Source organism: Yoonia sediminilitoris (assembly GCF_003058085.1).
Lineage (GTDB): Bacteria > Pseudomonadota > Alphaproteobacteria > Rhodobacterales > Rhodobacteraceae > Yoonia > Yoonia sediminilitoris.
The window spans coordinates 419,601-432,961 of the sequence record NZ_QBUD01000001.1 but is presented as its reverse complement, the minus strand read 5'-3'; the positions used below and the strand labels follow the sequence as shown (position 1 = coordinate 432,961).

Below are 13,361 nucleotides of genomic sequence, written 5' to 3'. Positions count from 1 at the left end.
AGGGTAAATGGCGAACCAAGGCACCATCATAGTGACGAATGCAGGGGGCGCGTCCCCTTTCGTTTTGGTGTGCGAACATGCTTCCCATTACATTCCTGCGCAATTTCAATGGCTTGGCCTGACGCCAGAGCACAGGGAAAGCCATGCCGCATGGGACCCGGGGGCTGCGGCAGTAGCGCAGGTCATGTCAGCACAGCTTGATGCGCCCTTGGTCGCCAGCGGCGTGTCCCGGCTGATCTATGACTGCAACCGCCCGCCTGATGCACCCGACGCCATGCCCGCCAAAAGCGAGATGATCGACGTTCCCGGCAATGCCAACCTAAGCGCGCAGGACCGTCAAACGCGGACCGACCAGTTCTATCGGCCATTTCAGGCGGCACTTGCCACTGTCATCAGCGAAATGGCGGAACCCATCATCGTCACCATCCACAGTTTTACCCCTGTCTTTCACGGCCAGAAACGGGATGTCGAAATCGGCATTCTACATGACAGCGACACACGGCTTGCGGATGCGCTGATTGACAGCGCTGCAGCCCACACCACGGCAGCGGTTGCCCGCAATCAACCCTATGGGCCGGAACATGGTGTGACCCATACGCTGAAAGAACATGCCATCAAGGCTGGCCATCCCAATGTGATGCTGGAAATCCGCAATGACCTGATCGCCACAGCAGATCAGCAACAGGCCTTCGGCTTGATGATCGCCAGATGGCTGACCCATGCCTGTGCGCGGCTTGAGTTGACGGGGTTCGCCCAATGATCGGCCTGATCCGTGGCTACATTCACGCGGTTGACGCAGTTAACTATCGGCTGGGCCGGGTCATCATGTATGGCATTTTCGTCCTGATGGGCATTCTGCTCTGGTCGTCGATCAGCAAGACGTTTTTTCTTCCGACACTCTGGACCCTGGAGATGGCCCAGTTCGTGATGGTCGCCTACTATATCCTTGGCGGCCCCTATTCGATCCAGCTGGGATCAAACGTGCGGATGGATTTGCTTTACGGTGAATGGTCCACGCGCAAAAAAGCGTGGTTTGACCTCTTCACTGTTCTGCTCCTGATCTTTTATCTGTGTGTGCTTCTTTATGGCGCCGTCAGTTCCACCGCCTATTCGCTTGGCTATTGGGGGACAGAGCCGTTTTCCTTCTTTGCTGGGTTGCTCACCGGGTCCGAAGAAATCGGCCGCATGGAACGTTCGTCTACCGCATGGCGTCCGTACCTTTGGCCGATCAAGGCGGTCATGATCGTTGGCATGTTCCTGATGCTGCTGCAATGCCTGTCGGAATTCTTCAAGGATCTGCTGCGGATCAGGGGTGAGGTGCTCTGATGTCGTACGAACTTATCGCCACCCTGATGTTTTCATCCATGATGCTGATGCTGCTGACAGGGCAACGGGTGTTCGGGGCTATTGGGTTTATTGCCGTCGTCGCCGCCCTGCTGCTGTGGGGCGACAGGGGCGGATTTGACATCGGTTTTTCGGCCGCCATGAAGCTGATGAAATGGTATCCGCTGCTGACCCTGCCGATGTTCATTTTTATGGGCTACGTGCTGTCGGAAAGCAAAATCGCTGATGATCTTTACCGCATGTTCCATGTCTGGATGGGCGGACTGCGCGGGGGGCTGGCGGTTGGGACAATTGGCCTGATGGTCCTGATCTCGGCCATGAACGGGCTAAGCGTGGCGGGCATGGCAATTGGATCGACGATCGCTTTGCCCGAACTGCTCAAGCGGGGTTATGACAAGCGCATGGTCACGGGGGTTATTCAGGCGGGTTCCAGTCTGGGGATTCTGGTGCCGCCGTCTGTTGTGCTGGTGCTTTATGCGATGATTGCGCGGCAACCGGTGGGTCAGCTTTGGCTGGCAGGCGTCATTCCGGGGCTGATGATGGCAGGGCTGTTCATTGCCTACATCGTAATCCGTTGCCGAATGAACCCTACCCTTGGCCCCATTCTGGACCAAAGCGAACGCGACATTCCGCGCGCGGAAAAGCTACGATTGTTACGCGCGGGCCTGCTGCCACTGATGATCTTTGCCGTGATGATGGTGCCCTTTGTCAAAGGCTGGACCTCGCTTGTCGAAAGCTCTGCCATCGGCGCAATTGCCGCGTTTCTGGCTGCGGTCCTCAAGGGGCGGATGACCCGCGAGGTGTTTGAAAATTCGGTGCGCAACACGCTGGGCATCACCTGCATGTTCATGTGGATCATCCTTGCCGCACTCGCCTTCGGGGCCGTTTTCGACGGGCTGGGCGCAGTGAAGGCGATCGAGAGCGTCTTTACAGAGCGGCTTAACCTATCGCCATGGATGATCCTGATACTGATGCAGCTCAGCTTTATCCTGATGGGCACATTTCTGGATGACACCGCCATGCTGGTGATCGTCGCCCCGCTTTATGTGCCATTGGTCGGCGCGCTTGGGTTCGATCTGATTTGGTACGGCATCCTTTACACGATCACGACCCAAATTGCCTATATGACCCCGCCCTTTGGCTATAACCTGTTCCTGATGCGGGCGATGGCCCCGCCCGAGATCAGCCTGCGTGACATCTATGGCTCCATCACGCCGTTTGTGCTGATTATGGTGCTGGCGCTGACCCTCGTGATGGTCTTTCCCGGCATCGCCACTTGGCTACCCGACTACGTTTACAACAAATGACAATAACCGACCGGGCCAACCCGGCATAACCCAACAAGGAGAGTAAAAATGACGACCAGACGCAAGTTTATTCAAGGGGCCGCCGTGGCCGCCCCCGCTGCCTTTGCCACACCGGCCTTGGCGCAAAGCACAATCAAATGGCGCATGCAGACATACGCAGGTGCCGCCCTTGCTGCCGAAGTCATCGACCCGGCGATTGCCATGTTCAACAAGATCGCGGGCGACCGGATGCAGATTGAACTGTTCTATGCCGACCAGCTTGTGCCCACTGGCGAGTTGTTTCAGGCCATGCAGCGCGGCACAATCGACGCAGTGCAGTCCGATGACGATTCCATGGCCTCACCGACCGAAGTGACTGTCTTTGGCGGCTATTTCCCCTTTGCCTCGCGCTATTCACTTGATGTGCCTGTCCTGTTCAACAAGTACGGCCTGAATGAGATTTGGGACGAAGAATATTCCGCCGTCGGCGTCAAACACATCAGCGCCGGCGCATGGGATCCCTGCCATTTCGCCACCAAAGACCCGATCCGCAGTCTTGCCGATCTGGAAGGCAAGCGGGTCTTTACCTTCCCCACTGCGGGCCGGTTCCTGAGCCAGTTCGGGGTCGTGCCCGTCAACCTGCCGTGGGAAGATATCGAAGTCGCCATGCAAACGGGCGAATTGGATGGCATCGCATGGTCCGGCATTACCGAAGATTACACCGTCGGCTGGGCGGATGTGACCAACTACTTCCTCACCAACAATATCTCGGGCGCATGGGCCGGGTCATTCTTTGCCAACATGGACCGCTGGAACGAACTGCCCGAAGACCTGCAAACGCTGTTCCGGGTGTGCTGTGACCAGTCGCACTACTACCGCCAGTGGTGGTACTGGGGCGGCGAAGCCGACCTGCGCGTCAATGGCCCCAAGCTGGAACTGACATCCATTCCAGACGATGAATGGGCAACGGTCGAAGCGGCCGCCTATGAATTCTGGGAAGAGATCGCAGCCGAATCCGACACCAAGCGCCGCGTTGTCGATATCATCAAGAAATATAACGCGGATATGGTCAAAGCTGGCCGCCCGTACCGTTATACCTGATCCTCAAACAATTGAGCCGCCCCGGATCAACACCGGGGCGACTTTGCCCTGAAAGGACATGACATGCCCGGCAACCTGACATTCGATGATCTCAAATCCCGCGTCACGGACGGCGCGATTGATACGGTTCTGGCCTGTTTCGTGGATATGCAGGGCCGCCTTATGGGCAAACGGTTTCACGCCGTGAATTTCATTGAAACATCATTTGCCGAAACCCATTGCTGCAACTACCTGCTGGCAACCGACCTTGAGATGGCAACGCCCGACGGCTACGCATCGACAAGCTGGCAGTCAGGCTATGGCGATTATGTGATGCAGCCGGACCTTGCCACCTTGCGCCTAGTGCCGTGGCTGGAAGGCACCGCAATGGTGCTTTGTGATGTGCTGGATCACCACACGCATGCCCCTGTCCCACATTCGCCTCGTGCGATCCTCAAGGCGCAGATCGCCCGCCTTGAAGCGCTGGGGTTTGAGGCAAAGATGGCGACCGAACTGGAGTTTTTCCTGTTCGAGCAAAGCTATGACGACATCCGCAAAAGCGGATTTCGCGATTTGCAGCCGATCAGCGGCTACAATGAAGATTACCACATCTTCCAGACCACCAAGGAAGAGGGCATCATGCGCCCGATCCGCAACCATCTTTACGCTGCCGGTCTGCCGATCGAGAACAGCAAGGGCGAGGCCGAAACAGGTCAGGAAGAGCTGAATATCCGCTATTCGCCTGCGCTGGATTGTGCCGATTATCATTCCATAGCGAAACACGCGATCAAGGAAATTGCGTGGCAGCAAGGCCGCGCGGCAAGCTTCCTGCCGAAATGGCACCATGATCGCGTGGGATCGTCCAGCCATGTGCATCAGTCATTATGGAAAGACGGCGAGCCTGCGTTCTTTGACCCCGATGCCGACCATGGCATGTCCACCCTGATGGGCCACTACATGGCTGGTCTGATCAAATATGCACCTGATTACACGTTTTTTCTGGCACCTTACATCAATAGCTACAAACGTTTCGCCAAGGGCACCTTTGCGCCCACCAAAACAGTCTGGTCCGTCGACAACCGCACCGCAGGTTTCCGTCTGTGTGGCGAGGGCACCAAAGGCGTGCGCGTCGAATGTCGCATCGGCGGGTCCGACCTGAACCCCTATCTGGCGCAAGCGGCGATGCTGGCTGCAGGAATCAAGGGAATAGAAGATGGACTGTCACTGCCCCCCGCAACCACTGGCGATGTCTACGAGGACGCCAAGGCGCAGGACATTCCGCAGACCTTGCGCGCGGCAACGCAAACCTTGCGCAACTCCGCCTTTCTGCGCGAAGCGATGGGGGATGATGTGATTGACCATTACACCCGCTGCGCCGAATGGGAGCAGGAAGAATTCGACCGGGTCGTTACCGACTGGGAAATTGCACGTGGCTTTGAAAGGGCCTGAAGAAATGACGATCACCTGTATCTCGCCGATTGATGGCTCCACCTATGTCGAACGGCCCACGCTGTCGCGGGCGCAGTCTGAAGACGCCGTCGCGCGCGCCAGGACCGCGCAAAAAGAGTGGGCCGCCCGCTCCTTGGATGAGCGGATCAAGCTGGTGATGGACGGAGTCGCTGCCGTTGGCGCAATGAACGATGAGATCGTGCCGGAACTGGCGTGGCAAATGGGCCGCCCTGTCCGCTATGGCGGTGAATTCGGCGGCTTCAACGAACGCGCCACATACATGGCCGAGATCGCGCAAGAGGCATTGGCCGACATCATGGTTGAAGACAGCGCGGCCTTTCGCCGTGTCATCAAGCGCGTGCCGCATGGGGTCGTTCTTGTCGTGGCACCTTGGAACTATCCCTATATGACGGCGATCAACACGGTCGGCCCTGCCCTGATCGCAGGCAACGCGGTGATGCTGAAACATGCCAGCCAAACCCCATTGGTTGGTGAGCGGATGGCAGCGGCGTTCCACAGCGTTGGCATTCCGGCAGACGTCTTTCAGAACGTCTTTCTGGACCACCAGACAACATCTGATCTGATTGCAGCCAAGTCATTCGGCTTTGTAAATTTCACCGGCTCTGTCGGTGGCGGCAAGGCGATGGAACAGGCCGCCGCTGGTACATTTACCGGCATCGGGCTGGAGCTTGGCGGCAAAGACCCCGGCTATGTTATGGCGGACGCAAATCTTGACGCCGCTGTCGACACGCTGATTGACGGGGCCATGTTCAATTCCGGCCAATGCTGTTGCGGGATCGAACGCATCTACGTGCACGAAAGCCTGTTTGATGCATTCGTCGAAAAGGCCGTTGCCATCGTGAACGGCTACAAGCTGGGCAATCCGCTTGATCCTGAAACAACGCTCGGTCCGATGGCGCATGTGCGCTTTGCTGACGAAGTGCGCGCACAAACGTCCGAGGCGATTGCAGACGGCGCCAAGGCACATATTGATCCCGCACTTTTCCCGCTGGACGGCGGCGCCTATCTGATGCCGCAAATCCTGACCAACGTAACGCACGACATGCGCGTCATGCGCGAGGAAAGCTTTGGCCCCGTCGTTGGGATCATGCCCGTCAAGGACGACGACGAAGCAATCGGGTTGATGAATGACAGTGACTTCGGGCTGACTGCATCGCTCTGGACCCAAGACGCAACACGCGCTGAAGCCATCGCCGACCAGATCGATACCGGAACGGTATTCATGAACCGGGCCGACTATCTGGACCCCGGCCTGTGCTGGACCGGCTGCAAGGACACCGGGCGCGGTGGCGGTCTGTCAATCATTGGCTATCACAACCTGACCCGACCAAAATCTTACCACCTGAAAAAGGCATAAATCATGTCGCTGACTGCAAACTGGTCCTACCCGACCGCTATCCGTTTCGGCGCAGGCCGTATCGTTGAAATCGCTGATGCCTGTGCGGCGGCGGGCATCAAAAAGCCGCTGTTGGTCACGGACCGCGGGCTTGCCGATATGGATATCACAGCCCGCACGCTGGACCTGCTTGAGGCCGCTGGTCTGGGCCGCGCGATCTTTGCCGACGTTGACCCGAACCCCAATGAAAAGAATGCAGCCGCCGGCGTGCAGGCGTTCAAGGATGGCGGGCACGACGGGGTTGTGGCCTTTGGCGGCGGCTCCGGCCTTGATCTAGGCAAGCTGGTTGCGTTTCTGGCAGGGCAGACCCGGCCCTTGTGGGATTTCGAGGATATCGGTGACTGGTGGACCCGTGCCGATGCAGATGCGATCGCGCCGATTGTTGCCGTGCCCACAACGGCGGGCACAGGGTCGGAAGTCGGGCGCGCGTCCGTCATCACCAACTCGGAAACAGCCGAGAAAAAGATCATCTTTCACCCCAAATTCCTGCCCAGCGTGGTGATTTGCGACCCCGAACTGACAGTCGGCATGCCCAAATTCATCACCGCAGGCACCGGGCTGGATGCCTTTGCCCATTGTGTCGAAGCCTTCTGTTCGCCCCACTACCACCCGATGTCGCAGGGCATCGCGCTGGAAGGGATGCGGCTGGTCAAGGAAAACCTGCCCCGCGCCTATGCCGATGGCACCGATATTGAAGCGCGCGCCAACATGATGTCGGCGGCGGCCATGGGGGCCACGGCCTTTCAAAAGGGATTGGGGGCCATTCATGCGCTGTCGCATCCCATCGGCGCAATCTATCACACGCACCACGGCACAACGAACGCGGTCTGCATGCCCGCCGTTCTGCAATTCAACAAACCGGCTATCAGCGATGTGATCGCGCAGGCGGCCAACTACCTGGGCATTGACGGGGGCTTTGACGGCTTTTGCAATTATGTGGATGACCTGAACGCCAGCTTGGGCATCCCCAAAACGCTGACGGCCCTCGGTGTGACAGACCCCGACATCGACCGGATTGTCGCTGGCGCGCTGATCGACCCCAGCACGGGCGGCAATCCAATCGAAATGACAAAGGACAATACAACCAAACTCTTGCTTGCCTGCATCTGAAACTGGCAGCATAAAGTCTGCATCGTCGTTGGGAGAATCAGACCAACTGGTGCCGAAGGAGCAACCGCCCCGGAAACTCTCAGGCCAACGGACCAGCGTCGATAAGAATACTCTGGAGAGTGGCACGCATGCCGTGCCCGCCGAAGGGATAGCAATCTCAGGCGCAAGGACAGAGGGGGCATCACACGCGAGAGCCTTTGCTTTCGCGTAACCGTGGTGCCGGAGGATAGATCAATATCTGAACGGCTAGGAATGAAAGGGCCGTTATGTCTGACCTTCTACAGACCCCGTTGCATGATATGCACCTGACACTGGGGGCCAAAATGGTGCCCTTTGCAGGTTACAATATGCCGGTGCAATACCCTATGGGTGTGATGAAGGAACATGCGCATACCCGCGAAAAGGCTGGGCTGTTCGACGTCAGCCACATGGGGCAGGTCATCATCAGGGGCGCCGACTACGCTGCTGCCGCAACAGCCCTGGAAAGGTTGATCCCCGTCGATATTCTGGGGCTGGGCGAAAACCGGCAACGCTATGGCTTTTTCACCAATGACGCAGGCGGCATCATGGATGATTTGATGCTGGCCAACCGTGGCGATCATATCCTTGTGGTGGTGAACGCCGCCTGCAAGGCCGCCGATATTGCCCATATGACCGCGCATTTGCAGGGGGTCACTGTCACGCCCGTCACAGACCGGGCCTTGCTGGCGCTGCAAGGGCCCTTGGCCGAAACCGTGCTGGCGTCGCTCAACCTTGCCGCGGCAGACATGCGGTTCATGGATGTGGCCACTCTGCCCCTCAACGGCGTGTCATGCTGGGTGTCGCGGTCCGGCTACACAGGCGAGGACGGTTACGAGATCTCCGTGCCCGCCGCCGATGCCACCGAACTGGCAGAGCAGTTATTGTCGCACGCCGATGTCGCCCCTATCGGGCTAGGCGCGCGCGACAGCCTGCGGCTTGAAGCAGGGCTTTGCCTTTATGGGCACGACATTGACACAGGCACGACACCAACCGAGGCAGGATTGAACTGGGCTATCCAGAAGGCGCGGCGCACCGGCGGCACTCGTGCTGGCGGTTTTCCCGGCGCTGACATTATCCTGCCCGAGATTGCAGGCGGTGCGGCGCGCAAACGTGTCGGCCTGATCCCCCAAGGGCGTGCGCCCATGCGCGAGGGCGTGCTGCTCTTTGCCCAAGTTGATGATGACTCACCGATTGGTCAAATCACATCCGGCGGATTTGGCCCGACCGTAGGCGGGCCGATTGCGATGGGGTACCTGCCCACGGCGCAAGCCGCCACCGGCACGACAGTCTACGGCGAACTGCGGGGCAAGCGGCTGCCCCTGACGATCAGCCCCCTGCCCTTCACACCTGCCAACTTCAAACGCTAACCGACGGAGACCAAATATGAAATTCACCGAAGAACACGAGTGGCTGCGCCCCGAGGACGACCTGATCGTTGTGGGTATCACCGAACATGCGACCACGCAGTTGGGCGATATTGTCTTTGTAGAGTTGCCAGAGGTCGGGGCCACCGTGCTCAAGGACGACGAAACCGTGGTGATTGAAAGCGTCAAGGCAGCGTCCGACATTCTGGCGCCGCTGGACGGCGAAATCGTCGAAGTGAATGAGGCGCTCGCCGAAAATCCTGCGCTCGCCAATGATGACCCTGTCGGGGACGGCTGGTTTTTCAAGATCAAACCCTCGGACCCGTCACAGATGGACAGCTATCTGGACGAAGCCGCCTATCAGGCCCTTATCGGTTAACCATCGGAGAGCTGCCATGACATTCACCCCCACTGACTACCTGCCATATGATTTCGCCAACCGGCGTCACATCGGACCCTCCCCGGATGAGATGGCACAAATGCTGTCAGTGGTGGGTGCGGCCGATCTTGACGCGCTGATTGACGACACGCTGCCAGCAACGATCCGGCAAGCCAAACCGCTTGATTTCGGCAAACCCATGTCGGAACGCGAATTGCTGCATCACATGAAGGTCACCGCCTCTCAGAACAAGGTGCTCACCTCGCTGATCGGGCAAGGCTATCATGGCACCGTCACGCCACCTGCGATCCAGCGGAATATCTTTGAGAACCCGGCGTGGTACACCGCTTACACACCCTATCAGCCCGAGATTTCGCAAGGACGGCTTGAGGCGCTCTTGAACTTTCAAACGATGGTGTCTGACCTGACCGGGCTCGAGATCGCCAATGCATCGCTTCTGGACGAGGCGACGGCCTGCGCAGAGGGCATGACCATGGCGCAGAGGGTCGCAAAATCGAAAGCGACCGGCTTTTTCATCGACGAAAACTGCCACCCGCAGAACATCGCCGTGATGAAAACGCGCGCTGCCCCCTTGGGGATTGAACTGATCATCGGCAACCCCGATGATCTGGATCCCACGGCTGTATTCGGCGCGATCTTCCAGTTTCCCGGCACCCATGGGCATCTGCGGGACTTCACACCCGAAATGGTCAAGCTACACGATGCCAAGGCCATTGGAATCATCACCGCCGATCCGCTTTCGCTGACCTTGCTCAAGGAGCCGGGCGCAATGGACGCCGATATCGCTGTCGGCAGCACCCAACGGTTTGGCGTGCCTGTGGGCTATGGCGGGCCACACGCGGCCTACATGGCCACGCGGAGCAACTATGCGCGGTCCATGCCGGGCCGGATCGTCGGCGTATCCGTCGACAGCCACGGCAACCGCGCCTACCGGTTGTCCCTGCAAACCCGCGAACAGCACATCCGCCGCGAAAAGGCGACATCCAATGTCTGCACAGCGCAGGCGCTGCTGGCGGTGATGGCGGGTTTTTATGCGGTGTTCCATGGGCCAGAGGGGTTACGGGCGATTGCACAGCGTATTCATCGCAAGACCGCACGATTGGCCGAAGGGCTCAAACAGGCGGGCTTCGATGTGCGCCCGCGGACCTTTTTTGACACGATCACAGTTGAGGTTGGCCCACTGCAAGCAGCGGTCATGAAGTCAGCGGTCGATGAAGGCATCAACCTGCGCGCAGTCGGTACCACCCAAATCGGCATCACGCTGGACGAACGCACACGACCTGCGACAATCGAGGCCGTCTGGCGCGCCTTTGGCATCGACCGCGAAGACAAGGACTACACCCCGCATTACCATGTGCCAGAAAAGCTGATCCGCACGTCTGACTTCCTGACCCATCCGGTGTTTCACATGAACCGGGCCGAAACGGAAATGATGCGCTACATGCGTCGTCTGGCTGATCGTGACCTCGCCCTTGACCGCGCGATGATCCCGCTTGGGTCTTGTACGATGAAACTGAATTCAGCGGCGGAAATGATGCCGGTGTCATGGGATGAATTCGCGCATCTTCATCCTTACGTGCCGCGCGATCAGGCCGCAGGCTATACCCGGATGATTGATGATCTCTCAGCGAAACTATGCGACATCACCGGATATGATGCGATTTCGATGCAGCCGAATTCCGGCGCGCAAGGCGAATATGCGGGCCTTCTGGCCATTGCCGGCTATCACCGTGCCAATGGGCAGAGCCATCGCAACGTCTGCCTGATTCCAATGTCGGCACATGGTACCAACCCCGCTTCGGCCCATATGGTCGGCTGGAAGGTCGTGCCGGTCAAATCGGCGGACAACGGAGATATTGATCTTGAGGATTTTCGCGCCAAGGCCGCGGAAAATGCCGAAAACCTTGCCGGATGCATGATTACCTACCCCTCGACCCATGGGGTGTTCGAGCAGACGGTGACCGAAGTCTGCCAGATCATTCATGACCACGGCGGGCAGGTGTATATCGATGGGGCCAACATGAACGCCATGGTCGGGCTGTCACGCCCCGGCGATCTGGGCGGCGATGTGAGCCATTTGAACCTGCACAAGACATTCTGCATTCCGCACGGCGGCGGCGGCCCCGGCATGGGGCCGATTGGTGTCAAATCCCACCTGATCCCCCATCTGCCCGGTGACCCGACAAGTGGCGAGGGCGCAGTTGCCGCAGCGGCGTTTGGCTCGCCCTCACTGCTGCCGATCTCTTGGGCCTATTGTCTGATGATGGGCGGTGACGGGCTGACGCAGGCAACGCGCGTGGCGATCCTGAATGCCAACTACATTGCCAAACGGCTCGAAGGGGCGTTTGACGTACTTTACAAAGGCCCCACAGGGCGCGTTGCGCATGAATGTATCATCGACACCCGCCCCTTTGCGGACAGCGCGCATGTCACTGTGGATGATATCGCCAAACGGCTGATGGACTGCGGCTTTCACGCACCCACAATGAGCTGGCCGGTGGCAGGCACCCTGATGATCGAACCGACCGAGTCCGAGACAAAGGCCGAGCTTGACCGCTTTTGCGAGGCCATGCTGGCGATCCGCGCCGAGATTGCCGAGATCGAAAGCGGCAAGGTGGATCCGGAAAACAACCCTCTCAAGAATGCGCCGCACACGATGGAAGATCTGGTCAAGGATTGGGACCGCCCCTATTCGCGCGAGACAGGTTGCTTTCCGCCAGGTGCGTTCCGCGTCGACAAATATTGGCCACCGGTCAACCGCGTCGATAATGTTTGGGGCGATCGGAACCTTGTCTGTTCCTGCCCCCCGATGGAAAGCTACGCGGAAGCTGCCGAGTAACCCAATTTCCGACTATATGGCGTCGCCAAAAAAACCTGCGTGACAGCTGTTGACGAAACGCTGTGCGCCGTTCTTATGCCGTGGGCGTTTCGGCTTGCGATGCAAGCCGACAGGCCGGGGGCTTTGCCCCCGGACCCCCAGGATATTTCGGGCCAAAAGAAGCAGCACCAGTCCACAGGGCGTTTTGGCGTACTGTGCAACAAAAAAGGGGCCCGCCGAAGCGCGCCCCCGCCCAAATCAGGCTTTTGGAAATTCAACGACCGTATAAATTTGCTTGTGAAATGGCGCTGAGCTGCGTGACCGCACGCGCGGATGACCCAAATTCATTGTTATTCTTTACCTGTCGCCGGACGGCGATCAGCAAATGCGCACCGAAATGGACAACAGCCCACGCAATCGCCAGCAACGGATTTACAATGAATGCTGAAACGAGCATGAAAGGCCCGGCCAAAGTGCCATAGCCGGGCGCAATCAACGTCCCAGCAACAAGTCCTGTCGCCAAGGTCACGATCACCATGCCGACACTGGCACGGGCGAACCCGAGCACGCCTGCACCGCCAATCCAATGGCGGGCAAAGAAAAATGCGGCCCCTGCAGACGTTGCCCCGGCGATAACCGCCCAGACATCAAGCATCGACCACGGTGGCACGGTCGTCACATCTGCATTAATCAGAATCATCAGGGTAATTCCGGCCGATGCAGCCATCACCGCGCCATAGGCCGCAATCATGGAGCGCAGCCCCGGTATATCATGTACGTACTCAAACCAACGCGCGAACATTGCGCATACCTCCTCGTTACTCATGAAATGATGTCCTGACGTCACTTACCCAATGCGTCTGTGCGAAAAGCACCCAACAAATCATCCTCAATGCCCCGTTTTTGCCATATTCCGCCGAGCCGCTCAACTGAAAAACGGCGGACTTTCGCCGATATGGCGGAAGGTTTTGTTATTTCTTGATATTTTTGCAAAACCAAGAGTTCGGGCAGCTGGATCGCACCGTCTGGACGCGCGACAATCAATTGAATCTCCAAGCATTATTGACAAACG

Annotated in this window: 12 protein-coding genes and 1 riboswitch; of the genes, 10 read left to right on the top strand and 2 right to left on the bottom strand. The window is 58.4% G+C overall.

Annotated features, from left to right (window positions below):
* Positions 1-7 precede the first annotated feature (7 nt).
* The 10 genes from C8N45_RS02190 (at position 8) to gcvP (ending at position 12,310) form a co-directional block, all read left to right on the top strand.
* Positions 8-760, top strand: a complete 753-nt coding sequence (locus tag C8N45_RS02190) for an N-formylglutamate amidohydrolase (RefSeq protein WP_108384562.1) — start codon at positions 8-10, stop codon at positions 758-760.
* The gene (locus tag C8N45_RS02185; protein ID WP_108384561.1) at positions 757-1,326 is read left to right on the top strand and encodes a TRAP transporter small permease subunit; all 570 of its coding nucleotides are present in this window, start codon (positions 757-759) and stop codon (positions 1,324-1,326) included. The genes C8N45_RS02190 and C8N45_RS02185 overlap by 4 nt, the downstream gene beginning before the upstream one ends.
* Complete coding sequence (locus C8N45_RS02180) at positions 1,326-2,651, top strand: TRAP transporter large permease (RefSeq protein WP_108384560.1); 1,326 nt, start codon at positions 1,326-1,328, stop codon at positions 2,649-2,651. Before C8N45_RS02185 ends, C8N45_RS02180 begins: the two co-directional genes overlap by 1 nt.
* 48 nt (positions 2,652-2,699) lie before the next feature.
* On the top strand, positions 2,700-3,731 hold the full coding sequence (locus C8N45_RS02175) for a TRAP transporter substrate-binding protein (RefSeq protein ID WP_108384559.1): 1,032 nt from the start codon (positions 2,700-2,702) through the stop codon (positions 3,729-3,731).
* 63 nt (positions 3,732-3,794) lie between these two features.
* On the top strand, positions 3,795-5,159 hold the full coding sequence (locus C8N45_RS02170) for a glutamine synthetase family protein (RefSeq protein ID WP_108384558.1): 1,365 nt from the start codon (positions 3,795-3,797) through the stop codon (positions 5,157-5,159).
* 4 nt (positions 5,160-5,163) lie between these two features.
* Positions 5,164-6,537 (top strand): aldehyde dehydrogenase family protein, encoded by a 1,374-nt coding sequence (locus C8N45_RS02165; RefSeq protein ID WP_108385111.1) that lies wholly within the window; start codon positions 5,164-5,166, stop codon positions 6,535-6,537.
* Positions 6,538-6,540: 3 nt separating this feature from the next.
* Entirely contained in the window at positions 6,541-7,686 is a 1,146-nt protein-coding gene (locus tag C8N45_RS02160; RefSeq protein WP_108384557.1) for an iron-containing alcohol dehydrogenase, read from the top strand.
* A gap of 19 nt (positions 7,687-7,705) precedes the next feature.
* A riboswitch (glycine riboswitch) is annotated at positions 7,706-7,791 on the top strand.
* A 161-nt stretch (positions 7,792-7,952) separates the two neighbouring features.
* Entirely contained in the window at positions 7,953-9,074 is a 1,122-nt protein-coding gene (gcvT, locus tag C8N45_RS02155) for a glycine cleavage system aminomethyltransferase GcvT (RefSeq protein WP_108384556.1), read from the top strand.
* A gap of 16 nt (positions 9,075-9,090) precedes the next feature.
* Positions 9,091-9,450, top strand: coding sequence for a glycine cleavage system protein GcvH (gene gcvH, locus C8N45_RS02150; protein ID WP_108384555.1), 360 nt, complete (start codon positions 9,091-9,093; stop codon positions 9,448-9,450).
* Positions 9,451-9,466: 16 nt separating this feature from the next.
* Positions 9,467-12,310 carry an aminomethyl-transferring glycine dehydrogenase gene (gcvP, locus tag C8N45_RS02145; protein ID WP_108384554.1) on the top strand — a complete coding sequence of 948 codons (2,844 nt, stop codon included), beginning with the start codon at positions 9,467-9,469 and terminating at the stop codon, positions 12,308-12,310.
* Positions 12,311-12,563: 253 nt separating this feature from the next.
* Here the strand turns inward: gcvP and C8N45_RS02140 are convergent, their stop codons facing one another.
* Positions 12,564-13,115, bottom strand: a complete 552-nt coding sequence (locus C8N45_RS02140; RefSeq protein ID WP_133175922.1) for a hypothetical protein — start codon at positions 13,113-13,115, stop codon at positions 12,564-12,566.
* Positions 13,116-13,132: 17 nt separating this feature from the next.
* Entirely contained in the window at positions 13,133-13,333 is a 201-nt protein-coding gene (locus C8N45_RS02135) for a hypothetical protein (protein WP_133175921.1), read from the bottom strand.
* Positions 13,334-13,361: the final 28 nt, after the last annotated feature.